At 60.0% G+C, this 22133-nt stretch carries 24 protein-coding genes; 12 read left to right on the top strand and 12 right to left on the bottom strand.

Annotated elements, in window-relative coordinates; genetic code table 11:
* Positions 1 to 154: 154 nt before the first annotated feature.
* Positions 155 to 880 (top strand): response regulator, encoded by a 726-nt coding sequence (locus AC6CIA_RS25445; protein ID WP_498315846.1) that lies wholly within the window; start codon positions 155 to 157, stop codon positions 878 to 880.
* Positions 877 to 2487, top strand: a complete 1611-nt coding sequence (locus tag AC6CIA_RS25440) for an ATP-binding protein (RefSeq protein ID WP_498315845.1) — start codon at positions 877 to 879, stop codon at positions 2485 to 2487. Before AC6CIA_RS25445 ends, AC6CIA_RS25440 begins: the two co-directional genes overlap by 4 nt.
* Before the next feature lie 45 nt (positions 2488 to 2532).
* Here the strand turns inward: AC6CIA_RS25440 and AC6CIA_RS25435 are convergent, their stop codons facing one another.
* A complete protein-coding gene (locus tag AC6CIA_RS25435) occupies positions 2533 to 3252 on the bottom strand; it encodes a 4'-phosphopantetheinyl transferase family protein (RefSeq protein ID WP_498315844.1) in 720 nt (239 codons plus the stop codon).
* 161 nt (positions 3253 to 3413) lie between these two features.
* On the opposite strand from AC6CIA_RS25435, the gene AC6CIA_RS25430 reads away from it, so the two are divergent.
* Together AC6CIA_RS25430 and AC6CIA_RS25425 are read left to right on the top strand one after the other, a co-directional pair.
* Positions 3414 to 4091 carry a response regulator gene (locus AC6CIA_RS25430; protein WP_339528581.1) on the top strand — a complete coding sequence of 226 codons (678 nt, stop codon included), beginning with the start codon at positions 3414 to 3416 and terminating at the stop codon, positions 4089 to 4091.
* A complete protein-coding gene (locus tag AC6CIA_RS25425) occupies positions 4088 to 5434 on the top strand; it encodes an ATP-binding protein (protein WP_498315843.1) in 1347 nt (448 codons plus the stop codon). Before AC6CIA_RS25430 ends, AC6CIA_RS25425 begins: the two co-directional genes overlap by 4 nt.
* A 201-nt stretch (positions 5435 to 5635) precedes the next feature.
* Here the strand turns inward: AC6CIA_RS25425 and AC6CIA_RS25420 are convergent, their stop codons facing one another.
* Positions 5636 to 6634 (bottom strand): AraC family transcriptional regulator, encoded by a 999-nt coding sequence (locus tag AC6CIA_RS25420; RefSeq protein ID WP_498315842.1) that lies wholly within the window; start codon positions 6632 to 6634, stop codon positions 5636 to 5638.
* 333 nt (positions 6635 to 6967) lie between these two features.
* On the opposite strand from AC6CIA_RS25420, the gene AC6CIA_RS25415 reads away from it, so the two are divergent.
* Together AC6CIA_RS25415 and AC6CIA_RS25410 are read left to right on the top strand one after the other, a co-directional pair.
* The gene (locus tag AC6CIA_RS25415) at positions 6968 to 8299 is read left to right on the top strand and encodes a dicarboxylate/amino acid:cation symporter (protein WP_339528584.1); all 1332 of its coding nucleotides are present in this window, start codon (positions 6968 to 6970) and stop codon (positions 8297 to 8299) included.
* A 159-nt stretch (positions 8300 to 8458) separates the two neighbouring features.
* Positions 8459 to 9640, top strand: coding sequence for a CaiB/BaiF CoA transferase family protein (locus tag AC6CIA_RS25410; protein ID WP_498315841.1), 1182 nt, complete (start codon positions 8459 to 8461; stop codon positions 9638 to 9640).
* 106 nt (positions 9641 to 9746) lie between these two features.
* On the opposite strand, the gene AC6CIA_RS25405 is transcribed toward AC6CIA_RS25410, so the two are convergent.
* Entirely contained in the window at positions 9747 to 10241 is a 495-nt protein-coding gene (locus tag AC6CIA_RS25405; protein WP_498315840.1) for a SprT family zinc-dependent metalloprotease, read from the bottom strand.
* A gap of 129 nt (positions 10242 to 10370) precedes the next feature.
* Positions 10371 to 10973, bottom strand: a complete 603-nt coding sequence (locus AC6CIA_RS25400; RefSeq protein WP_084379435.1) for a Yip1 family protein — start codon at positions 10971 to 10973, stop codon at positions 10371 to 10373.
* Positions 10974 to 11252: 279 nt separating this feature from the next.
* On the opposite strand from AC6CIA_RS25400, the gene ttcA reads away from it, so the two are divergent.
* Both ttcA and AC6CIA_RS25390 read left to right on the top strand, forming a co-directional pair.
* Positions 11253 to 12077, top strand: coding sequence for a tRNA 2-thiocytidine(32) synthetase TtcA (gene ttcA, locus AC6CIA_RS25395; protein WP_498315839.1), 825 nt, complete (start codon positions 11253 to 11255; stop codon positions 12075 to 12077).
* Positions 12078 to 12144: 67 nt separating this feature from the next.
* Complete coding sequence (locus AC6CIA_RS25390; protein WP_498315838.1) at positions 12145 to 12816, top strand: DNA-3-methyladenine glycosylase I; 672 nt, start codon at positions 12145 to 12147, stop codon at positions 12814 to 12816.
* 146 nt (positions 12817 to 12962) lie between these two features.
* On the opposite strand, the gene AC6CIA_RS25385 is transcribed toward AC6CIA_RS25390, so the two are convergent.
* From AC6CIA_RS25385 to arsC, 3 genes are read right to left on the bottom strand one after another with little or no spacing between them, the layout of a single operon-like run.
* Positions 12963 to 13382, bottom strand: a complete 420-nt coding sequence (locus AC6CIA_RS25385; protein ID WP_498315837.1) for a DUF2069 domain-containing protein — start codon at positions 13380 to 13382, stop codon at positions 12963 to 12965.
* Entirely contained in the window at positions 13366 to 13980 is a 615-nt protein-coding gene (gene wrbA / locus AC6CIA_RS25380) for an NAD(P)H:quinone oxidoreductase (RefSeq protein ID WP_339528590.1), read from the bottom strand. The genes AC6CIA_RS25385 and wrbA overlap by 17 nt, the downstream gene beginning before the upstream one ends.
* Positions 13977 to 14330 (bottom strand): arsenate reductase (glutaredoxin), encoded by a 354-nt coding sequence (gene arsC / locus AC6CIA_RS25375; protein WP_339528591.1) that lies wholly within the window; start codon positions 14328 to 14330, stop codon positions 13977 to 13979. The genes wrbA and arsC overlap by 4 nt, the downstream gene beginning before the upstream one ends.
* Before the next feature lie 116 nt (positions 14331 to 14446).
* On the opposite strand from arsC, the gene AC6CIA_RS25370 reads away from it, so the two are divergent.
* Positions 14447 to 14908, top strand: coding sequence for a TlpA family protein disulfide reductase (locus tag AC6CIA_RS25370; RefSeq protein ID WP_498315836.1), 462 nt, complete (start codon positions 14447 to 14449; stop codon positions 14906 to 14908).
* A 70-nt stretch (positions 14909 to 14978) separates the two neighbouring features.
* Here the strand turns inward: AC6CIA_RS25370 and AC6CIA_RS25365 are convergent, their stop codons facing one another.
* Positions 14979 to 16277 (bottom strand): mechanosensitive ion channel family protein, encoded by a 1299-nt coding sequence (locus AC6CIA_RS25365; RefSeq protein WP_498315835.1) that lies wholly within the window; start codon positions 16275 to 16277, stop codon positions 14979 to 14981.
* Positions 16278 to 16470: 193 nt separating this feature from the next.
* Between AC6CIA_RS25365 and AC6CIA_RS25360 the strand changes: the two genes are divergently transcribed.
* A complete protein-coding gene (locus AC6CIA_RS25360; RefSeq protein WP_084379427.1) occupies positions 16471 to 17817 on the top strand; it encodes a DEAD/DEAH box helicase in 1347 nt (448 codons plus the stop codon).
* 49 nt (positions 17818 to 17866) lie between these two features.
* Here the strand turns inward: AC6CIA_RS25360 and AC6CIA_RS25355 are convergent, their stop codons facing one another.
* Positions 17867 to 18142: a hypothetical protein gene (locus AC6CIA_RS25355; protein WP_339528778.1), complete on the bottom strand. Its 276-nt coding sequence runs from the start codon at positions 18140 to 18142 to the stop codon at positions 17867 to 17869.
* 156 nt (positions 18143 to 18298) lie between these two features.
* Between AC6CIA_RS25355 and AC6CIA_RS25350 the strand changes: the two genes are divergently transcribed.
* On the top strand, positions 18299 to 18688 hold the full coding sequence (locus AC6CIA_RS25350; RefSeq protein ID WP_498315834.1) for a transcriptional regulator: 390 nt from the start codon (positions 18299 to 18301) through the stop codon (positions 18686 to 18688).
* 23 nt (positions 18689 to 18711) lie between these two features.
* On the opposite strand, the gene AC6CIA_RS25345 is transcribed toward AC6CIA_RS25350, so the two are convergent.
* The 3 genes from AC6CIA_RS25345 to AC6CIA_RS25335 all read right to left on the bottom strand — a co-directional run bounded on the left by AC6CIA_RS25345 (position 18712) and on the right by AC6CIA_RS25335 (position 20775).
* Entirely contained in the window at positions 18712 to 19587 is an 876-nt protein-coding gene (locus AC6CIA_RS25345; RefSeq protein WP_498315833.1) for a DUF6279 family lipoprotein, read from the bottom strand.
* Positions 19588 to 19653: 66 nt separating this feature from the next.
* Positions 19654 to 20376, bottom strand: coding sequence for a TorF family putative porin (locus AC6CIA_RS25340; RefSeq protein ID WP_498315832.1), 723 nt, complete (start codon positions 20374 to 20376; stop codon positions 19654 to 19656).
* A 219-nt stretch (positions 20377 to 20595) separates the two neighbouring features.
* A complete protein-coding gene (locus AC6CIA_RS25335) occupies positions 20596 to 20775 on the bottom strand; it encodes a PFL_1563 family small protein (protein WP_007946007.1) in 180 nt (59 codons plus the stop codon).
* A gap of 336 nt (positions 20776 to 21111) precedes the next feature.
* On the opposite strand from AC6CIA_RS25335, the gene AC6CIA_RS25330 reads away from it, so the two are divergent.
* Positions 21112 to 21948 (top strand): CvfB family protein, encoded by an 837-nt coding sequence (locus AC6CIA_RS25330; protein WP_498315831.1) that lies wholly within the window; start codon positions 21112 to 21114, stop codon positions 21946 to 21948.
* The last annotated feature ends 185 nt before the right edge of the window (positions 21949 to 22133 follow it).

Genomic DNA, 22133 nt, shown 5'->3' with positions numbered 1-22133 from the left:
ACAAAAACGCGATCACCGAGTGCGATTCCCGGCTTGTGTTCGAGGGCGGACGCGTTGCTACAATCGGCTTGCTATTGATCAGTGTTATGCCCTGATTACATTACAAATGCAGTGCGCTGCCCTGACAAATTTCTTATAAAAACGAGGATCACCCGTGGAACAAGAAGCCTGGCAGGTACTGATAGTCGAAGACGATCAGCGCCTGGCCGAACTGACCCGGGACTATCTGCAGAGCAACGGCCTGCGCGTCGCGGTGGAGGGGAACGGCGCGCTGGCCGCGGCCCGGATCATCGCCGAGCAACCCGACCTGGTGATTCTCGACCTGATGCTGCCAGGCGAAGACGGCTTGAGCATCTGTCGCAAAGTGCGCGCGCGCTACGACGGGGTGATCCTGATGTTGACTGCGCGTACCGATGACATGGACCAGGTACTGGGCCTGGACATGGGCGCCGACGATTACGTCTGTAAGCCGGTGCGTCCGCGCCTGTTGCTGGCACGCATCCAGGCTTTATTGCGTCGCAGCGACAGTGCGGAACCTGCCGCGCCGCAACAGCAGCGGCGCCTGCAATTCGGGCCGCTGGTGGTGGACAATGCCCTGCGCGAAGCCTGGCTGCACGAGGCCGGCATCGAATTGACCAGCGCCGAGTTCGACCTGTTGTGGCTGTTGGTGGTCAATGCCGGTCGCATTCTGTCCCGGGAAGAAATATTCACCGCCTTGCGCGGCATTGGCTACGACGGCCAGGACCGCTCCATCGATGTGCGTATTTCACGGATCCGCCCGAAAATCGGTGACGATCCGATCCACCCACGGCTGATCAAGACGATCCGCAGCAAAGGCTACCTGTTCGTCCCCGAAGCTGCCGCTGACTTGCGCCCGTGAACTCCATCTTTCTGCGCATCTACGGCGGCATGTGCGCGGCGCTGATCCTGGTGGCCCTGCTGGGGGTGCTGGCCTTGCACCTGCTCAACGAAGTGCGCAGTGGCCAGTATCGCGAGCGCCTGGCCCATGGCACGTTCGCCCTGATGGGTGACAACCTGCAGCCGATGAGTGCCATTGAGCGCCGACGCGCCCTGGCGGTGTGGGAGCGCCTGCTGGGGATTCCCCTGGAACTGCAGAAGGTGGCCGATGCCCACTTGGACCTGAGCCAGCGCAATCGCCTGCAGCGCGGCCAGGTGCTGGTCGAGCAGACTGGGCCGCATGCGGCCAAAGTCATGCGCCTGGTCAGTGAAAAAGAGCAGCTGTTACTCACTGGCGAGGTGCAACAAATCAGTGAGCAATTGGCCCGCGCAACCATTTACCTGTTGGCCGATGAGCTGGTGCGTTTCCCGGACGCCGAGCAACCGCAACGCCTGGCCGACCTGAAACAGGCCAAGGGCTTTGGTTTCGATATACATTTGGTCGCGCTGGACCAGGCTGACATGGATGACGACCAGCGCCGCCGCGTGGCTGAAGGCGATACTGTCATGGCGCTGGGCAAGGGCGGCGATTCGATCCGGGTGTTTGCCGGCATGGTCGGTACGCCGTGGGTGCTGGAGATCGGCCCGCTGTACCAGATGAACCCGTATCCGGTGCAATGGTTGGTGTTGATCGCTTTGATTGGCCTGACCCTGATTGGCTTGATCGTGTATTTCCTGGTGCGTCAGCTGGAGCGGCGCCTGCGCGGGTTGGAAGCTGCAGCCACACGCATTGCCAAAGGCAACCTGGAAGTCAGGGTGCCGACGCGCGGGGCCGATTCGGTAGGGCGACTGGCAGCCGCCTTCAATGGCATGGCCGAGCATTTGCAGCGTTTGTTGGCGATCCAGCGCGAACTGGTGCGGGCGGTGTCCCACGAGCTGCGTACGCCGGTGGCGCGCCTGCGTTTTGGTCTCGAGATGATTGCTGAAGCCGCGACGCCCGAGGCCCGGCGCAAGTACATGGACGGCATGGACAGCGATATCCAGGACCTGGATGGCCTGGTGGACGAAATGCTGACCTATGCGCGCCTTGAGCAGGGATCACCGGCCCTGAGTTTCCAGCGGGTCGATCTCAGTGCCTTGCTGGATCAGGTTATCGGTGAACTGGCGCCGTTGCGCCCCGAGATCGCGGTAGACCGGGGTATTTGTCTGGCATCGGCGCACTTGGATGGGGCCTGGGTCGAGGCCGAGCCGCGCTATTTGCACCGTGCCCTGCAGAACCTGGTGAGCAATGCGATGCGCCACGCCCAGTCCAGGGTATTGATCAGTTATCAAGTCGGGCAGATACGTTGCCGGATAGATGTCGAAGACGACGGTCCGGGCGTGCCGGAAAGCGCCTGGGAACGGATCTTCACGCCGTTCCTGCGCCTGGACGATAGCCGCACCCGTGCTTCGGGCGGTCACGGCCTGGGCTTGTCGATTGTCCGACGGATCATCCATTGGCACGGCGGGCGGGCGTTGATCAGCAAGAGCAATAACCTGGGCGGTGCCTGTTTCAGCTTGAGCTGGCCGCGCTATCAGGAAAAAACCTGACACGTGGGGGCCCCGTAGCAGCTGGACCTTGCCCGGTAGGTTTCACTACGGCGTCTTGATAGCCACCAAGCTCAGCAATTGCTCGCCCTGCACCACAAACTGCGCCTCCAGCTCCTTGCCGTGGCACCACTCATCAGACAGGTCTGTCAGCAACCTTAGCCGTGCGTGGCCGGTATCAGACCACTCCAGCAGCTCGGCGTGCTCAAAGTAAAAGCGCTTCTGCACAATAGGGTAGAGCGCCTTGAACAGGCTTTCCTTGGCCGAGAAAGTCAGGGTCACTCGCCGCGCAATCTGTTCCCGTGGGGCGGCCGCCATGCGCTGCAACTCATCCGGTGTGAGGATTTCCCCGGCCAGGCGTTCGGCCCGCTCAAGCGACAGCACATTCTCCAGGTCCATGCCCAGCCCGCGCCATTGTGTCTTGTGCGCGACGATAGCCGCGGCGTGGCCGGTGCTGTGGGTGATCGAGCCGGTGATATGACCCGGCCATACCGGCGCGCGATCGTCGCCGATGGCCGGAATGCAGTCCAAGCCTTCAAGCGCTCGCAGCGCGGCACGGGCGCACAGCCGGCCGGCGAGAAACTCGGCCTGGCGCTTGGCCACCGAACGCTGGATGCTGGCCGGGGGAGGCACCGCGCAGCGTTGAAAATCGCCGGCAGCCAATAAGGCCGGATCGAATCGGGTGCTCAGAAACACCGTGCCCGGAAGCGGTTCGGGCAGTGGCCAGTGGGCATCTAATGGGGTGCAGCAGGCAGGTAATGAATTCATGCCGGCTATTCTGCATGGATCGGGATGCACCTGGGTAGCCCGGCGGGTGGGCGGGTGGTTCAGACAGCGTTCAGTTCAACCGCCGTAAACTGTGCGAGCAAGACCTTCAGGGCCGCTATGATGTTTCCCTGTGGGACAGTCGATTGACCTTGGAGGGTGTTATGAAATTGCTGGTTGTCGAAGATGAGGCGCTGCTGCGTCATCACCTGTTGACCCGCCTTACCGACAGCGGTCACGTGGTCGAAGCCGTGGCCAATGCCGAAGAGGCGCTGTACCAGACCGGGCAATTCAATCATGACTTGGCGATCATCGACCTGGGCTTGCCGGGCATGGGCGGCCTGGACCTGATCCGGCAACTGCGTACCCAGGGCAAGAGCTTTCCGATCCTGATCCTCACGGCGCGCGGCAACTGGCAGGACAAGGTCGAAGGCCTGGCCGCCGGCGCTGACGATTATGTGGTCAAGCCGTTCCAGTTCGAGGAGCTGGAGGCGCGGATGAACGCGTTGCTGCGCCGCTCCAGCGGTTTTACCCAGTCGACGATTGTCGCCGGGCCGCTGCTGCTGGACCTTAACCGCAAGCAGGCGTCCCTTGACGAACAACCCTTGGCGCTGACCGCCTACGAATACCGGATCCTCGAATACCTGATGCGTCATCATCAACAAGTGGTGGCCAAGGATCGATTGATGGAGCAACTGTATCCCGATGACGACGAACGTGATCCGAACGTCATCGAAGTGCTGGTGGGGCGTCTGCGTCGCAAACTCGAGGCCCCGGCCGGCTTCAAGCCGATCGACACCGTACGTGGCCTGGGTTACCTGTTTAACGAGCGCTGCCGTTGATTCGCTCGTTACGTGTGCGCCTGATGCTGGCGGCCGCGATCTTGGCCGTGTTGTTCATGCTCGCTTTACTGCCGGCGATGCAAGGGGCCTTCAGTCTGGCGTTGCAGGACTCCATCGAGCAGCGCCTGGCGTCGGACGTGACGACATTGATTTCGGCTGCGCGGGTCGACAACAACCGTTTGCTGATGCCCGCGCAATTGCCCGATGAGCGCTTCAACCTGACCGACAGCCGTCTGCTGGGTTACATCTATGACCGCGAAGGTCATCTGGTCTGGCGCTCACGCGCGTCGCAGGCAGAAAACATCAACTACCGGCCGCGCTACGACGGGCGCGGCAACGAGTTCGCAAGAATTCGCGAGGCCGATGGCCAGGAATTCTTTGTCTATGACGTCGAGGTCAAGCTGCTGGGGGGCAAGAGCGCGGCGTTCAGCATCGTCGCCTTGCAACCGGTGCGCGAATATCAACTGACCCTCGAAGGCCTGCGGGAAAACCTGTACCTGGGGTTTGGCGCCGCCTTGCTGGTGCTCCTGACCCTGCTCTGGTTTGGTCTGAGCTGGGGCTTGCGGGCGCTGCGGCGCTTGAGCCAGGAGCTGGATGAAATCGAAGGCGGCACCCGCGAAAGCCTCAGTGAACAGCACCCTCGGGAATTACTGCGCCTGACCGGATCCCTCAACCGCTTGCTCCACAGCGAACGCGAGCAGCGTAGCCGTTACCGCGATTCCCTGGATGACCTGGCCCACAGCCTGAAAACCCCGCTGGCGGTCTTGCAAGGGGTGAGTGAGGACATGGCGCAGCGTCCTGAGGAGCGGGATCAAGCGAGGGTCCTGCAATCGCAGATCGAGCGCATGAGCCAGCAGATCAGCTACCAATTACAACGCGCCAGCCTGCGCAAAAGCGGCCTGGTACGCCATCAGGTGCAACTGCGCCCGGTGCTGCAAAGCCTGTGTGACACCCTGGGCAAGGTTTACCGCGACAAACAGGTGGCGGTGACTTTCGATCTGCCGGACGAATGCGAGGTGCCCATCGAACAGGGTGCCTTGCTGGAGTTGCTTGGCAACTTGCTGGAAAACGCCTATCGACTGTGCCTGAGCCAGGTACGCATCACGCTGGACGAGGGCCTGGATGGGATTCGCGTGTGCATTGAAGATGACGGTCCGGGTGTACCGCCGGACCAGCGGGCGCGGATTCTGCAACGGGGAGAGCGCCTGGATCGCCAGCACCCGGGGCAGGGGATCGGGTTGGCGGTGGTCAAGGACATCATAGAAAGCTACGGTGCGCGGTTGACCCTGGGGGATTCGCCCTTGGGCGGGGCGGCGTTCAGGATTCATTTTCCTGCGGTGTGAGAGGCAGGGCAAAAGCCGCCCTCACCCTAACCCTCTCCCGGAGGGAGAGGGGATTGACCGAAGTGTGCTGAGAAAATGGGCGACCTGAAAAACCGTATTGATTATGGATTCAAAGCCGCTCTTTCAGGTCACAGTAAAACGCCAATATCCCCCGCTCGGTCCCCTCTCCCTCCGGGAGAGGGTGAGGGCTGGCTTTACGCTTTACCCTCCCTGCGCCCGATAAGCCCCCGGCGTCAACCCGGTCCACTTCTTGAACGCCCGATGGAACGCCGAAGGCTCGGAAAACCCCAATTGCTCGGCGATCTCCTGCAGCGACAGGTCCGCCCGTCCCAGATGATAAATCGCAATATCCCGACGCAGTTCATCCTTGAGGGCCTGAAAGCTGGTGCCTTCCTCCCGCAAGTGCCGACGCAATGTTTGCGCGCTGATGTGCAGATGCTGGGCCACGGCTTCCAGGTCCGGCCAGGGCGTGCGGTCGCGACTCAACAGACGACGTATCTGGCTGCTCAGGCTGTCGCCTTCATCCGGCCGTGACAACAGGTCGGCGGGCGAGCGTTCGAGGAAGTGTTTGAGGGTGCGCTCGTCCTGTAGCAGCGGCAAGTTCAGGTAGCGGTTGTGGAACAGCAGACTGCTGCTGGGCGCGTTGAACATCAGGGCGCAAGGAAACAGCAGATCATACTCGCCGCCATGGGCCGGCATCGGGTAGCTGAAAGTCACCTGTTCCAGGCGAATGCGCTGGCCGATCAGCCAACTGCCAAGACGGTGCCAGATCACCAGCAGGCATTCGCTCAAAAAGTGATCCGGATCCCACAGCTGCGAGTCATCCAGGCTCAAGCGTGCCATGTCGCCCTCGCGCGTCAGATGCCAGCGCGGCCCTTGGGGGAACAGGCCGTAAAACAGTAAACCGCGCTCCAGCGCCTTTTCCAGGGTGCGACAGTGGATCAGCGCGTGGCACATCATGGCAAAGGTGCCCCGTTTGCTCGGTCCTTCGGCAAATCCCAGGTATTCGTCATCCAGCGCCAGCCAGAGCATTTGCAGCAGCCGGGCGAATTGTTCCGGCGCAATGCGCGCGCGAGGTTCGGCGAGTAGTTCCGGAGTGATGCCCACTTGCTGCAACAGCCCCGAATAGTCATGGCCAGCCCGGCGCGCGCCCCCCAAGGCCGCGCGGGCGAAATGACTGGCGATGGTGCGTTCACGCATGCGGGGGCCTCGTGCATTGAGGGACCGATGGTAGCTATCGGGCTGCCGGCGAACAAGGCGGATATCCGCCAAATTGTAGGACGAGACCCGGGGAATGGGCGGAAATCCGCCAGCCTTTTTCGAGGCTGTCCCACCCACTGCAAAGCCCCAGGCCTTGTGTCTTACGGCCTGCAGGCTATTTCCATAAAGTGGCATGGCGCTTGCGATAGGAGAGGCAGAGCTGCCCGGTGCCGCTCGCCAAAACAAATCCCTCCAGTGCAGGAGGGTTCGCAATTCAGGTGTCGTGGGCAATGGCGGATCTTTGCCACGCGGGACTCTTGAGGAAACTTTGCAATGACGACTCGTCAGCCGTTCTACAAAACCCTGTATTTCCAGGTAATCGTTGCCATCGTTATCGGTATTTTGCTCGGCCACTTCTACCCGCAGACCGGTGTGGCCCTCAAACCACTGGGTGACGGCTTTATCAAGCTGATCAAAATGGTTATTGCCCCGATCATCTTCTGTACCGTGGTCAGCGGCATCGCTGGTATGCAGAGCATGAAATCGGTCGGCAAGACGGGTGGCTACGCGCTGCTGTACTTCGAGGTGGTTTCCACCATTGCCCTGTTGATCGGCCTGGTGGTGGTCAACGTCGTGCAACCGGGCGCCGGCATGCACATTGACGTCTCGACCCTGGACGCCTCCAAGGTAGCGGCCTACGTCACCGCCGGTAAAGACCAGAGCATTGTCGGCTTTATCCTCAACGTGATCCCGAACACCATCGTCGGCGCCTTCGCCAATGGCGATATCCTGCAAGTGTTGATGTTCTCGGTGATCTTCGGTTTTGCCCTGCATCGCCTGGGTGCCTATGGCAAACCGGTGCTGGACTTCATCGATCGTTTTGCCCACGTGATGTTCAACATCATCAACATGATCATGAAGCTCGCGCCAATCGGTGCCTTTGGCGCCATGGCATTCACCATTGGTGCCTACGGCGTGGGTTCCCTGGTGCAGCTGGGCCAGTTGATGATCTGCTTCTACATCACCTGCGTGCTGTTTGTGTTGGTCGTGCTGGGTGGCATCTGCCGTGCCCACGGTTTCAGCGTGCTGAAACTGGTGCGCTACATCCGTGAAGAGCTGCTGATCGTACTGGGGACTTCCTCGTCCGAGTCCGCACTGCCACGCATGTTGATCAAGATGGAACGCCTGGGGGCCAAGAAGTCGGTGGTAGGCCTGGTTATTCCGACTGGCTACTCGTTCAACCTCGACGGTACGTCGATCTACCTGACCATGGCCGCGGTGTTCATTGCCCAGGCAACCGACACGCACATGGACATCACCCACCAGATCACACTGTTGCTGGTGCTGCTGCTGTCATCCAAAGGCGCCGCCGGTGTGACCGGCAGTGGTTTCATCGTACTCGCCGCGACCTTGTCGGCAGTCGGCCACCTGCCGGTTGCCGGCCTGGCGCTGATCCTCGGTATCGACCGCTTCATGTCCGAAGCGCGGGCCCTGACCAACCTGGTCGGCAACGCAGTCGCGACCCTGGTTGTGGCCAAGTGGGTCAAGGAACTGGACACTGACAAGCTGCACAGCGAGTTGGCTTCAGGCGGTACCGGTATCTCCGAAACCCGTGAACTCGACGACTTGGGTGTGGCCGAAGGCCCGGCGCCAGCCCTCAAGTAACCGCTGAGGCCGTACAAAAAACCCATCTTCGGATGGGTTTTTTTATGCGTTGGATTACGGGGCGAGCACAACGGTCAGTGTCGATGAGGGTTACGGTAATTGCCGCTGCGGTCCAAGGCTGCCTACTCTGTATTCCATCGAAACGGAAACGGAGCTCCCATGTCAGGTCCCTTGGCGTCCCTCAAAGTGCTGGATTTCTCGACCTTGCTGCCTGGCCCGTTCGCCTCGCTGTTGCTGGCGGACATGGGCGCCGAGGTGCTGCGCATCGAATCCCCCACGCGCATGGACCTGTTGCGTGTATTGCCGCCGCATGACCGTGGCGTGTCGGCCAGCCACGCTTACCTCAATCGTAACAAGCGCAGCCTGGCGCTTGACCTCAAGCAGCCGCAAGCGCTGGACATTGTCCGGCAACTGGTGAAGGACTACGACATCCTCCTTGAACAGTTTCGACCCGGTGTCATGGAGCGCCTGGGCCTGGGGTATGAGGCGCTGAAGGCGATCAATCCGAAGCTGATTTACGTCTCCATCACCGGTTACGGCCAGACGGGTCCCTATAAGGATCGCGCCGGTCACGACATCAATTACCTGGCGGTGTCCGGCGTGGCCAGTTACACCGGACGGCGCGACAGCGGCCCGTTGCCGTTGGGTGTGCAAGTGGCGGATGTGGGCGGCGGCTCGCTGCACGCGGTGATCGGCCTGTTGGCGGCGGTGATCGCACGACAACAGAGCGGAGTGGGCCAGTATCTGGATGTGAGCATGACCGACTGTGCGTTTAGCTTGCATGCCATGGCGGGCGCTGCCTACCTGGCTTGCGGTGTGGAGCCGGAGATGGAAAGCCAGGTGCTCAATGGCGGCAGCTTTTATGACTACTACCACTCGCGGGACGGCCGTTGGTGGTCGGTGGGCAGCCTGGAACCGGCCTTTATGCAGCAGTTATGTACCGCGTTGGGGCGTCCGGAACTGGCGGCCCAGGGACTGTCGCCCAAACCCGAGCAGCAGCAGGCTCTCAAACAGGCGCTGCAGGTTGAGTTCGAGCGGCATAGCTTTGAGGAGCTGTGTGACATGTTTGCCGGGGTGGATGCTTGCGTGGAGCCGGTGCTCAGTCTTGGTGAAGCCTTGGAGCATCCGCAGTTGAAGGCCCGGCAGTTGGTCAGCCAGGTGCCCCGTGGGGATGGCTCGTCACAGGCGCAAATGGCTTGCCCGTTGAAGTTTTCCGAGGGCTTGCCGGTGCCGCAGCATATTGGGGTGGCGGTGGGGGCGCACAGTGATGAGGTGTTGGGGGCGCTGGGGTTTGATGCTCAGCGGATAGCCCAGTTGCGGGGTGCCAAAGTGGTGGGGTAGCGCCTGTTCTGGCCTCATCGCGAGCAAGCCCGCTCCCACATTTTGACCGCAATCCCCTGTGGGAGCGGGCTTGCTCGCGATGAGGCCAGAACAGATGCCGCAACCCTCACTCCACCCGAGTCTCCCCGGTAAACACCAAGGTTTCGCGACACTTTCGGCACAAATACCGCCGGCCTTGCCTCACCAGCCCATGGCGTTGGGCCGAAAACGGGAAGTCACTGTCGGCACACGGGCAGCGGTAGATATAGCGAGTTACCCGCCGACGCTGGATTTCATACGTGTGGCACCGATCAGGCGGCAGTTCGTACACACCGCGCATGATCAGCTGCCATTCCTCGCCATGGGGTTGGATTCGCTCGCCGAACAATTGGTGGGCAATCAGGTGCGCCACTTCATGGGCGACGGTCTGTTTGAGGAAGTGTTGGCTGTTTTCCCGGTACAACTGCGGGTTGAAGCGCAGCAGGTTCTCGTGCAAATGCGCGACACCGGCTTTCTGCCCGCGCAGCTTGAGGCTGACTTGGGGACGTTTGAAGCTTCGTTTGAAAAAGGATTCGGCTTGCAGGAAACAATCTTCGACGCGGGTATTGAGTTGCTCGGGCATGCTGTACATCTCTCCAGAGACATCCAGTATGCCGCATCGTGGGGTGTTTCCGAATCTGTCAGGCGCCGAATGGTCATGCATGACGCACAAAGCCACCTTGCGGTGGCTTCTCCTGCGATTCGATCCAGGTCAGCTGGTGTAGATCGGGCCGACACCCAAGCCCCAGACAATCACGGTAAACGCCATGATCGCCACCAGCACCACCAGGCCCACTGCCAGTACTGAGCTGGAAAACAGGAAGCCCTCATCCGGGTCGATGTTCATGAAGGTCGGCAACCCGACATACAGCAAGTACACGGTGTAGCAGATGGCAGCGGTACCGACGACCATCCCCAGCCACAAGTGTGGATAAAGCGCTGCCAGCCCGCCGATAAACAGCGGTGTCGCGGTGTAGGTGGCGAATGCGACGCAGCGCGCCATGTTGGGGGTTGCATCATAAGTGCGCGCCATCCAGTGAATAAAGGCACCCATGACCGCTACGCCACCGAGCATTGCGAGGTACGACATGATGGTCATCCACAATGCGCTTTCCTGGGTCAGCATGACCGGAGCGCGTTCGCCGATGACCCAGCCGACCTGGGTGGTGCCGATAAAGGCTGATACGGCCGGAATCGCCGCGAGAATCAGCGTGTGAGTGAGGTACATGTGGCTGATGCTTTCTTCCTTATCGCCACGAATTTCCCGCCATTCCTGATCGGGGTGAGTAAACAGCCCCACGACGTGATGGATCATGCCTGTCACTCCTGTCGTTATTACCATCGCCCCCCTGCGGAGCGCCCGCCGGCCAATTGGCCTGAAAGGTCTGGATATATGTGTGCGACCTTATGTCGCAGTATAGGAATGAATGACCGGAAAAACTGTGCGGCTTTAGAGCAAATCGCGCTGTAAACACGGGGCTTAATCGCGGTGAGGTCTGTAAGAAGCCCCCCACTGGGCCGGCGTCGCCCCGGCGGCGTTTTTTGCGTAAAATACCCGGCTTTTCGTCACACACCTTTCGCGGATCCTAGCGCCATGGGCACTCTTACAGTTAACCAGAACAAGCTGCAAAAACGCCTGCGTCGCCTGGCCGGTGAAGCCGTGGCTGATTTCAACATGATCGAGGAGGGCGACAAGGTCATGGTCTGCCTGTCCGGCGGCAAGGACAGCTACACCATGCTGGATGTGCTCATGCACCTGCAAAAGGTCGCACCGATCAGGTTCGAGATCGTCGCGGTCAATATGGACCAGAAACAGCCCGGGTTTCCCGAGGATGTGTTGCCGGCCTATCTCCAGGCATTGGGTATCGAATACCACATCGTCGAGAAAGACACCTATTCGGTGGTCAAGGAGTTGATCCCGGAGGGCAAAACCACCTGTTCGCTGTGCTCACGCCTGCGTCGTGGCACCTTGTACACCTTTGCCGATGAAATCGGCGCGAACAAAATGGCTCTCGGTCATCATCGCGATGACATCGTCGAAACCTTCTTTCTCAACATGTTCTTCAACGGCTCTCTGAAGGCCATGCCGCCCAAGCTGCGGGCCGATGACGGGCGCAATGTGGTGATCCGCCCACTGGCGTATTGCAACGAGAAGGACATCCAGGCCTATTCCGACTTCAAGCAATTCCCGATCATTCCCTGCAACCTCTGCGGCTCCCAGGAGAACCTGCAGCGCCAGGTGGTCAAGGAGATGCTCCAAGAATGGGAGCGCAAGACGCCAGGGCGTACCGAAAGCATCTTCCGCAGCCTGCAGAATGTGATTCCGTCGCAACTGGCTGATCGCAACCTGTTCGACTTCAGCAACCTGCGTATCGATGAAAGCGCGGCATCGCGTTTCGTCAATGTGGTGAACCTCTGAGGCTTTTCAACGCTCTGACTGACGGCGCTCCTGGGCGCCGTTTTCATTTCAACCGGTAGGAGAGGGCATGCGCGATTACAAGTGGCTGCACGAATATTGTCTGAATCGTTTCGGTTCAGTGGCCGAGCTGGAAGCGCACCTGCCCGTGCCCAAGACGCCGGCGCAGTTGCGCAAGATCAGCGCTGACCGTTACCTCTCGACGCTCTCGCTGCGGGTGTTTCGCGCCGGGCTCAAACACAGCGTGGTAGACGCCAAGTGGCCGGCGTTCGAGCAGGTGTTTTTCGGTTTCGATCCGCAAAAAGTCGTGTTGATGGGCGCCGAGCACCTGGAGCGACTGATGCAGGATACGCGCATCATCCGGCACCTGGGCAAGCTCAAGAGCGTGCCGCGCAATGCGCAGATGATCCTCGATATCGAGCAGGAAAAGGGCAGCTTTGGCGCCCTGATCGCCGACTGGCCGGTGACCGATATCGTCGGCCTGTGGAAATACCTCAGCAAGCACGGTCATCAGTTGGGCGGACTCTCGGCGCCGCGCTTTTTGCGCATGGTCGGCAAGGACACCTTTGTACCGAGCTACGATGTGGTGGCAGCGCTCAATGCGCAGAACATCGTCGACAAGGTACCCAGCAGCCTGCGCGATCTGGCGACCGTGCAGGGCGCGTTCAACCAGTGGCACGCCGAGAGTGGGCGGCCGATGTGCCAGTTGTCGATGATGTTGGCCTACACCGTCAATCACTGACCGCACGGGTGAGGAGGAGTATCCCGTAGATAGGTCTTGAATCTTGCCGAGCAAGCGCACATCTCAAGCCATAAGTTACCCCGTAGCAGTTGTCGAGCTTGCTCGGTGAGATTCAAGGCGCTATCTACCCAGGCTTCGCGAAACCTTCAGGCCGGTTGGCCTTCCCCCGCCAACCGCCGATCCAGCTGGAACCGCCAGCGTACGTACAGCAGCGCGGTGCAGAAGACCGTCAGGCTCGCCAGCATTTCCAGCACGCCAAACCACTGTCGGTTCGGGTCGTAGGCGGCCAACGCGCCTTTGATGAAGTACAGGTTGACCACAAAACAGGTCCATGAATGCCCGCGTGCGCTGCCCAGGATCATCCCCGGCGCGAGGATCAGCAGCGGCACCAGTTCGATCAGCAGGATGACCCAGGGCCGTGCACCGTGCAGGTCGGCAACCAGCAGGTAGTAGCCACACAGCAAGCCCACCAGGCCGAAAAACGCCAGCAGGCTCAACGCTCGCGCCACTTTGACCCGTGGCTCCAGCCAGGCCTGGGGCGGCAGGATCTTAGGCTTCCTGGCCACGGCCGCTCTCCAGTTTCATCGCCGTGCTTGCCAGGCGCAGGCCGAGGGCGCGGCACAGGGCAATTTCATGCCGGTCCAGGACGCGCTTGCCGTCGGCGCCGGAGTGATGGCTGGCGCCGTAGGGCGTACCGCCGCCCTGGGTGTCGAGTAAGGCCTGTTCGCTATAGGGCAGGCCGGTGATCAACATGCCGTGGTGCAGCAGCGGCAGCAGCATCGACATCAAGGTGGTTTCCTGGCCGCCATGCAAACTCGCGGTCGACGTGAAGACGCCGGCCGGTTTGCCGACAAGCGCGCCGGTCAGCCACAGATTGCTGGTGCCGTCGAGAAAGTACTTCAGCGGCGCGGCCATGTTGCCAAAGCGCGTCGGGCTGCCCAGGGCCAGGCCCGAGCAGTTCTTCAGGTCGTCGAGGCTCGCGTACAGCGCGCCTTCTGCCGGAATGCTCGGCGCGATGGCCTCGCATTCGGTGGAGATGGCTGGAACGGTGCGCAATCGTGCTTCCAGGCCGGCTTGTTCGATGCCTCGGGCAATCTGTCGGGCCATTTCGCTCACCGAGCCGTTGCGGCTGTAATACAGCACCAGAATGTAAGGCGCGCTCACGGCAATATCTCCAGGATATTTTCCGGCGGGCGACCAATCACGGCTTTATCGGCGGTTGCCAGGATCGGCCGTTCCATCAACTTCGGATGTTCGGCAATGGCTGCGATCAACTGCGCGTCGCTGAGGCTTGCGTCAGCCAGGTTGAGGGTTTTGTACTCCTCTTCGCCGGTGCGCAACAGTTGCCGGGCGCTGACCCCAAGCTTACCGAGCAAGGCCTTCAACTGCGCGGCGTCCAGCGGGGTTTCCAGATAACGCACCACGGCAGGCGTCAAGCCGCGGGCTTCCAGCAGTTCGAGCGCACCGCGGGATTTCGAGCAGCGCGGGTTGTGATAAAGCGTCAGATCGGTCATGTGCGGGTCGCATCTTGCGTAAGGTGGCGGGTATTCTACCTGCGCTGCGGGTTGTCCTTAAACCGTAAGAGGCGATAGGCCGCAGCCCTTGTTCATTTTTTGCAAAGGATTTCCCCATGACACGGCGACTGATAGGCGCGTTGGCAGTGCTCACTACCCTGCTGCTCAGCGGCTGCGGCAATGATTACGGCGTCGACCAATATGGCCAGAAAGTGGCGTCCGAGCGCGTCGACAAGCAATGGCTGGTGATCAATTACTGGGCCGAGTGGTGCGGTCCCTGCCGTATCGAAATCCCCGAACTCAACGCTCTGGCCGAGCAGTTGAAAGGGCAGCCGGTGAGCGTGTTCGGGGTCAACTTCGATAATGTGCAGGGTGAAGAACTGAAGAGTGCCAGTGAAAAGCTGGGTATCAAGTTCACCGTGCTGGCGCAGAACCCCGAGGCGATTTTCGATATCCCGCGCAGTGAAGCGTTGCCCGTGACCTACATCATTGATGACAAGGGCAAAGTGCGTGAGCAGTTGTTGGGCGAACAGACAGCGGCCGGGGTGATGGCCAGGCTCAAGGCCTTGCGGGGATGAGCGGGTGGAGGGGCGCCTATCCGTTGCTGCGGTAACGGATCGGCGCTTCGACTCAATTGCACCGCAATCCTCAGAGCGCCGCTTTCTCCGGCACCGGCAAATGACTCGCCCCCAGCACCGCGGGTAAAATGCCCGCCCTTAAATCATTGCCGCTCGGCTGCTGGTACAGGCTCAAGCCAAACTCCGGCAGCACCGCCAGCAGGTAATCGAAGATATCGCCCTGGATGCGCTCGTAGTCGCCCCACGCCGTGGTACGGGTAAAGCAGTAGATTTCCAGCGGAACACCTTGGGCAGAGGTCTGCATCTGGCGGACCATGCAGGTCATATTGGGCTGGATGTCCGGATGGCTTTTCAGATAGGCCAGGGCGTAGGCACGGAAGGTGCCCAGATTGGTCATGCGCCGCCGGTTCGCCGATAGCTGCGCACTGTGGCCCTGAGCCTCGTTCCAGGCTTTCAACTCCGCCTGCTTGCGGCTGACGTAGTCGGTCAGCAGATGGACCTGGGTCATGCGCGTTTCTTCGTCATCGCGCAGGAAACGCACGCCGGCCGCATCGATATACAGGCTGCGCTTGATCCGCCGCCCGCCCGAGGCCTGCATGCCACGCCAGTTCTTGAAGGACTCGGACATCAGGCGCCAGGTAGGAATGGAGACGATGGTCTTGTCAAAATTCTGCACCTTGACGGTGTGCAAAGTGATGTCGACTACATCGCCATCGGCACCGACCTGGGGCATTTCGATCCAGTCACCCACGCGCAGCATATCGTTGCTGGTCAATTGCACGCTGGCGACAAATGACAGCAGGGTGTCTTTATAGACCAACAGAATCACCGCCGACATGGCTCCCAGGCCAGACAGCAGCAGTAACGGCGAACGGTCGATCAAGGTCGCGACGATGATGATGGCGCCAAAGATGAACAGCACCATTTTTGCCAGCTGCACGTAACCCTTGATCGAGCGCGTGCGGGCATGTTCGGTACGCGCATAGATATCCAGCAGGGCGTTGAGCAGTGCGCTCAAGGCCAGCACCTGGAACAGAATGGTGAACGCCAGGGCCACGTTGCCGATGAACAGCGCGCTGGTCTTGCCCAGTCCCGGTACCAGATGCAGGCCGAACTGAATCACCAGCGACGGGGTCATTTGCGCCAGGCGGTGGAAAACTTTGTTGTGCCGCAGGTCATTGAGCCAGTGCAGCGCGGGTTGGCGGCCGAGCAGTTTAACGGCGTGGAGGATCAGGTAGCGTGCCACCCGACCGACAATCAGTGCCACCACCAGCAACACCAGCAGAGCCAGGCTTGAATGCAGCAGCGGGTGTTGGTCCAGGGCGCCCCAGAGGTCCTGGATGTTGAGCCAGAGCTGTTTGATATCCATGGATAAACGCAATTCTTCTGTAAGACATGACGGGGCAATTAGAGCACTGAAGTGCTGCAAAGTTGTGGTTGTAGACAAATCACCTCACAAAAAACTATCCGATTGTCATTGTTCGCGTAAAGAAACTCGGCCTCGGCGCCCGAAACCGTTACCCTATGCAGCTGTTTTTTTGTATTTCTTCGAGGTAGCACCCGTGTTTTCCCAATTCGCCCTGCACGAACGCCTGCTCAAAGCCGTGGCCGAGCTTAAATTTGTCGAGCCTACGCCTGTGCAAGCAGCGGCCATCCCGCTCGCGCTCGAAGGGCGTGACCTGCGGGTGACGGCTCAAACCGGGAGCGGCAAGACCGCCGCTTTCGTGCTGCCCATCCTCAATCGCCTGATCGGCCCCGCGAAAGTCCGTGTCAGCATCAAGACCCTGATCCTGCTGCCTACCCGCGAGCTGGCCCAGCAGACCCTGAAGGAAGTGGAACGCTTTTCGCAGTTCACCTTCATCAAGGCCGGCCTGATTACCGGCGGCGAAGACTTCAAGGTCCAGGCCGCCATGCTGCGCAAGGTGCCGGACATCCTGATCGGCACGCCCGGCCGGATGATCGAGCAACTGAACGCCGGCAACCTCGACCTCAAGGAAGTCGAAGTGCTGGTGCTCGACGAAGCCGACCGCATGCTCGACATGGGCTTTGCCGACGACGTGCAGCGCCTGGTGGAAGAATGCGTCAACCGCCAGCAGACCATGTTGTTCTCCGCCACCACCGGCGGTTCGACCTTGCGCGAAATGGTCGCCAAGGTCCTGAACAACCCGGAACACTTGCAGGTCAATAATGTCAGCGATCTGAATGCGACCACGCGCCAGCAGATCGTTACCGCCGACCACAATGTGCACAAGGAACAGATTCTCAATTGGTTGCTGGCCAATGAGACCTACCAGAAGGCCATTGTCTTCACCAACACCCGGGCCATGGCCGACCGTATCTACGGCCGCCTGGTGGCGCAGGAGTACAAGGCGTTTGTCCTGCACGGCGAGAAAGACCAGAAGGACCGCAAACTGGCCATCGACCGCCTGAAGCAGGGCGGCGTGAAGATCCTGGTGGCGACCGACGTGGCTGCGCGTGGTCTCGACGTGGATGGCCTGGACATGGTGATCAACTTCGACATGCCGCGCAGCGGCGACGAATACGTGCACCGTATCGGGCGTACCGGCCGCGCCGGCAACGATGGCCTGGCCATCTCGTTGATCTGCCATGGCGACTGGAACTTGATGTCGAGCATCGAGCGCTACCTGAAGCAATCCTTCGAGCGCCGTACCATCAAGGAAGTCAAAGGTACCTACACCGGGCCGAAGAAGGTCAAGGCGTCGGGCAAGGCGGTGGGCGTGAAGAAGAAAAAGGTCGACGCCAAGGGTGACAAGAAAAAGGCCGGCGGCAAGTCGCCGACCAAGCGCAAGATTGCCAACCGGCCGAAAACCGACAACCTGTCGCTGGTCAGCAAGGACGGCATGGCGCCGCTCAAGCGCCGCAAGCCGGAAGCCCCGGCTGCCGAGTAATACCGGCAGGCCCCAAAAAAACCGGACAATGTCCGGTTTTTTTATGCGTTCACTTCCGGGTTTCGGCGGCGGCTTCTTTCAACTCTTTCAGCCGAGCATCGATCAGCTGACATTTGTCGGGAAACTTCGCGCTTTCGGTGTCCAGGTCCATTTGCTGCAACTCATCGTTGATTTCCTTGGCTTTGGTCGGGTTCTGCTGGGTGAGTGTGGTGACTTCCTTGGCCAACTGCTCACGCTTGATCGTGGCTTCTTCCGGGGTGCAGGCCCACGCGGGCAGGGCGCCGAGCAGGGCTGCGGCGACAGCCAGTTGCACTAGGGTTTTCATCGTTCAACTCTCCGTGGCGGTGATAGTCGGTTGAGGGTGCGGGCTGGCAGAAAGTTCAGTGCGATGACGTCCGTCCACCCGGCTGAACGGCGGCAGACCCCGTGTGTCACACCTTTGGAAGGGCAACGTATCGGTATGCCTAAAGGAGGAATCAGGATGACGACTTACAACTGGGATTTGATCGAACGCCTGCTGCACGAAGTGCAGAACGGCGAGGGCAGCTTTGCCCCACGTAAATATGCCGAGCAGGAAGCGGCTGACAAGGCCGCGGCCGATGAGCCGACCGGCAATCTGGATGCGCTGAAAAAGACCGCCGCGGATTACGAAGCGCTGTTATTCAAGCGCGGGTTTATCGAGTCTCGCCCTGAGGAAGAAGGTGGCAATGGGGAGAACTTTATCCTGACTCCCCTCGGTGCGCAGTTGCTGGCGCTGATTGACAGCTCCATTCCAGGCAATGACCACCCGCGACAGGTGCTGGATGAACAGGTGGATGCGCTGGATCCGACGACGTTTGCGCAGGTGGCGTCCAAGGCTGCGATTGCCTGAAGGCCCGTGGCGGGCGCCTGCGGTTAGCCGTTGACGGGCGTGGCGCCTTTCAGGCATTGGAGTGCCTGAAAGTCGCTGCGCACTTTACTGATCTGTTGCGTCAGTTTTTGTCGTTGTCGCACGCTACTTTCGGCCATCAGATCGACCAACAGGCTGCGGGCCTCGGCTTCGGTGCGAGCGTAGGCTCGGCGATAGTCCGCGGTCCACAGGCTTTCGCGATCCACCAGCAGTTGCTCCATCCTGCGCGGGAAATCACGGCTGGCGCGTTGTTGCACCGCGGCAATGAACTGCGACTGCCAATGGGCACGATTGCCGATCCATTGCTGGTTCTGCGCGCCCAAGGCGACTGACCAGGCGGTGACGCGATTTTGCTGGCTGGCGCTTAATGGGCCCAGCCAGCTTTCCAGGCGTTTGCTCATGCGCTCGGCACGTTCTTTTATCTGCTGTTCCAGCGGGGGATCAAGGTATTCGTGTTGACGTTTGCGCAGGTCTTTGGCCAGCGCTTCGCTCATCTCTCGGACTTGTTGAGCGTCCAGGCTGCGCAGCAACTCGATGGCTGACGGAGTGATTTCGCGGGCGACTGCGGCGATGGCTTGCTTGGCTTCGGCGGTACGGGTTTGAAGCGCGGCGTCCGTCACCTGATTGCCTGCGACCATCTGCTGCAGGCGGTCAAGCCAGTCCAGATAGCCGGGTAATTGGGTGGTGCAATGCCAGGCCAGGTGATCCTCGAGTGTGTCGTTGAACCAGCTCTTTTGCCCGGCGTTCATGTCCAGGTAGTCGTCGAGGGTCCACGGAATGATCAGGTCGAGGTTGCGGTAGGCCAGGCCTACGCGGTTGCAGCCGGCGAGCACGATGCTCAGGATCAGCAAGACCATCAGGAGGTTCAACCGACGCAACATGGGCGAATCCTTGCGCAGACGTGATTAGTTCATCCGAACTCGCCAGGGACGCAACAGTTCAGTCCGTTAATAAAACGACTGCTCGGCCTTCAAGGTCAACAGTCCATCACATTGCGAATTATGTCCGGAGTAAGCCGAACAGTCGCTGCCGCTGAGGCTGGAATCGCTGTAGATCAGGTCCAGGTCAATGCCCAGCCAGGGCCGGGAAAATTTCACGGACCAATCGCTGAAACTGCGAATGGAGCCATCTTCGACCGATACCGGGCTGCCCAATTGATGGGTGGTGTATTGCATGCTGACGCCGATCCCGAAGGGTTGGGTGCCGCCGAGGTCGGCGAATAGCGTACTGTCCCGGCGATCCGGGTCATTGCCCAGCGACACGCCGAAACGATTGCCCAGAACGGTCAGGCCGCCGTAGAACGCCTGGCTGTCGAGTGGGCTCAGCCTGGGATAACTGTATTGAATCATGCCTAGCTCATAGCCCAGGGTCTGATCGAAGGGGCGCTTGAAGCCCATGTAGGAGTCGACCTCGAGTTTACTCGCGGGAGAGAGGCCCATGCTTGGGGAAAACTGGCCGAAGTACAGACCGCTGGCATGGGAAAGATCGAGACCGCCATGGAACGAATTACTGCCGGGGGAGGTGGGTTGTACCAGGCCTTGGGCCATGCTGCGGCTGGGGGTGGTGCCCAACTTCAAGTCGAAGTCGCCCCATTCACGCTGGAAAACCTGCGCTTCGGCAAGTGGGCTGGCGAGCAGGGCGCTGACCAGGAAAATGCAGGGCTTTAGCACGCTTCACTCCATTAAAAGCGAGGAGCTGGAACAGGGGAACCGGGCAGATGCCCGTTCTAGACGTGTGCAAGCATACCGGCGAAAGCCAGGAGATGAGGCCCGTTCGTCGATTGGTGCACTGCGGGATGAGTCAGGAGGGGTGTTGCGGGCTCCAGTCCTAGCGCTTTGAAAGGCAAAGCGCTTAGGGACCAGGTGTTATGCGCACGCGGTATTTTCAGCTTACTTTTTGCCCAGGGTGATCTGCTTGGACGGGCCGAATGTCTGGCCGCTCACGCCTTTGGCAATTTGCTGGATTTCACCGCCGGACTTCAGGAAGGCAGCAATTTGGTTGTTGATCGATTCGCTGGTTTCAACGGCGGGAGCTGGCTTTGCTTTGCTATTGGATGCTTTTACGCGCATGGCGGCCACTAACCTATAGAAAATTAACTTGGCCAAGCATCGTACATGAAATGCTTGACAATTGCTTGGTAAATATCCCCCGGGAATAAACCGGGCTGTTAAAGCACGCCCGCTTTGATAGTTGAAATAAACTGCCTAACTCGCTGTTTTAAATGGGAACGCCACGCTAAAAAAGCGCAATTGGAACTGTCGGGACCCGGCCGCTTGACCTGACGAGCGGGAGGCTTGCGGAGAACGGGCTGGGCTCCCCACGATTTTTCAGCGTCGCAGGCCTGGACAGGGGACCGCTGCCGCCAAGTCGGGTAGAATGTCGCCCACGCAATGAGGGTATTGGAAATGGCTTTAGTCGGGCGCTACAACAGTTTGCAAGTGGTTAAACACACTAACTTTGGTTTGTACCTTGACGGTGCGCAAGATGGCGAAATTCTCTTGCCTAACCGTTATATTCCCAAAGATATTCCCAGTGAAGATGAAGACTGGCTTAACGTTTTTATTTACCTGGACAGCGATGACAAACTTATCGCCACCACTGAAAAACCGAAAGTGCAGGTGGGTGAGTTTGCCAGCCTGAAAGTAGTTGAAGTCAACAGTATCGGCGTATTCCTCGACTGGGGGCTGCCCAAGGACCTGTTGCTGCCCTACTCCGAGGAAAAACGCCAACTGACGGCTGGTGAATACTGCGTGGTGCATGTTTACCTCGATAAACACACCAAGCGCATCACCGCCACCGCGCGCCTTGATCGCTACCTGGACAAGACCCCGGCCAATTACACGGTAGGCCAGGAAGTCGATTTGCTAGTGGCCGAAGCCACCGATATGGGCTTCAAGGCCATCATCAACAACAAGCACTGGGGCTTGATCCACAAGAACGAAGTGTTCAAGTTTCTGCGGCCAGGCAAGGAAGAGAAGGGCTATATCAAAGAGATTCGTACCGACGGCAACATCAGCCTGAGTCTGCAACCGGTGGGCGAACAAGCCGCCTCCAGCCTGAACTCGAAGATCCTCGCCAAGTTGCGTGATAACAACGGTACTTTGCCGGTCAGCGACAAAAGCGATCCGGCGCTGATCAGCAGTCTGTTCGGCGTCAGCAAGGGCAACTTCAAGAAGGCCATTGGCGCCCTTTACAAGCAAGGCCAGATCGTGATTCATGCAGACCGCATTGAACTAAGCTGATGGCGCGTGCGGGCGCATATTGGCTCTTGCACAGTCTCCGCGCCTTCAGCTAAGGGCGAACCTCCTGTGGCAAGGATGAACAACCTCCTGTGGCGAGGGGGCTTGTCTGTGGCGAGGGGGCTTGTCCCCCGTTGGGCTGCGCAGCAGTCCTCAAACCTGCCACCCCGGTTTGCCTGGATCAACCC

The organism is Pseudomonas sp. GQ91, assembly GCF_059758795.1.
The sequence above is the reverse complement of the archived record's forward strand: the minus strand, read 5'-3'. Positions and strand labels throughout refer to the sequence as shown.

What these genes read in the sequence shown, in the direction of transcription:
- AC6CIA_RS25435 (WP_498315844.1), bottom strand. Translation starts at nt 3,252, where the DNA reads ATGAATTCATTACCTGCCTGCTGCACCCCATTAGATGCCCACTGGCCA.
- AC6CIA_RS25430 (WP_339528581.1), top strand. Translation starts at nt 3,414, where the DNA reads ATGAAATTGCTGGTTGTCGAAGATGAGGCGCTGCTGCGTCATCACCTG.
- AC6CIA_RS25420 (WP_498315842.1), bottom strand. Translation starts at nt 6,634, where the DNA reads ATGCGTGAACGCACCATCGCCAGTCATTTCGCCCGCGCGGCCTTGGGG.
- AC6CIA_RS25415 (WP_339528584.1), top strand. Translation starts at nt 6,968, where the DNA reads ATGACGACTCGTCAGCCGTTCTACAAAACCCTGTATTTCCAGGTAATC.
- AC6CIA_RS25410 (WP_498315841.1), top strand. Translation starts at nt 8,459, where the DNA reads ATGTCAGGTCCCTTGGCGTCCCTCAAAGTGCTGGATTTCTCGACCTTG.
- AC6CIA_RS25405 (WP_498315840.1), bottom strand. Translation starts at nt 10,241, where the DNA reads ATGCCCGAGCAACTCAATACCCGCGTCGAAGATTGTTTCCTGCAAGCC.
- AC6CIA_RS25400 (WP_084379435.1), bottom strand. Translation starts at nt 10,973, where the DNA reads ATGATCCATCACGTCGTGGGGCTGTTTACTCACCCCGATCAGGAATGG.
- ttcA (WP_498315839.1), top strand. Translation starts at nt 11,253, where the DNA reads ATGGGCACTCTTACAGTTAACCAGAACAAGCTGCAAAAACGCCTGCGT.
- AC6CIA_RS25390 (WP_498315838.1), top strand. Translation starts at nt 12,145, where the DNA reads ATGCGCGATTACAAGTGGCTGCACGAATATTGTCTGAATCGTTTCGGT.
- arsC (WP_339528591.1), bottom strand. Translation starts at nt 14,330, where the DNA reads ATGACCGATCTGACGCTTTATCACAACCCGCGCTGCTCGAAATCCCGC.
- AC6CIA_RS25370 (WP_498315836.1), top strand. Translation starts at nt 14,447, where the DNA reads ATGACACGGCGACTGATAGGCGCGTTGGCAGTGCTCACTACCCTGCTG.
- AC6CIA_RS25365 (WP_498315835.1), bottom strand. Translation starts at nt 16,277, where the DNA reads ATGGATATCAAACAGCTCTGGCTCAACATCCAGGACCTCTGGGGCGCC.
- AC6CIA_RS25355 (WP_339528778.1), bottom strand. Translation starts at nt 18,142, where the DNA reads ATGAAAACCCTAGTGCAACTGGCTGTCGCCGCAGCCCTGCTCGGCGCC.
- AC6CIA_RS25350 (WP_498315834.1), top strand. Translation starts at nt 18,299, where the DNA reads ATGACGACTTACAACTGGGATTTGATCGAACGCCTGCTGCACGAAGTG.
- AC6CIA_RS25345 (WP_498315833.1), bottom strand. Translation starts at nt 19,587, where the DNA reads ATGTTGCGTCGGTTGAACCTCCTGATGGTCTTGCTGATCCTGAGCATC.
- AC6CIA_RS25335 (WP_007946007.1), bottom strand. Translation starts at nt 20,775, where the DNA reads ATGCGCGTAAAAGCATCCAATAGCAAAGCAAAGCCAGCTCCCGCCGTT.
- AC6CIA_RS25330 (WP_498315831.1), top strand. Translation starts at nt 21,112, where the DNA reads ATGGCTTTAGTCGGGCGCTACAACAGTTTGCAAGTGGTTAAACACACT.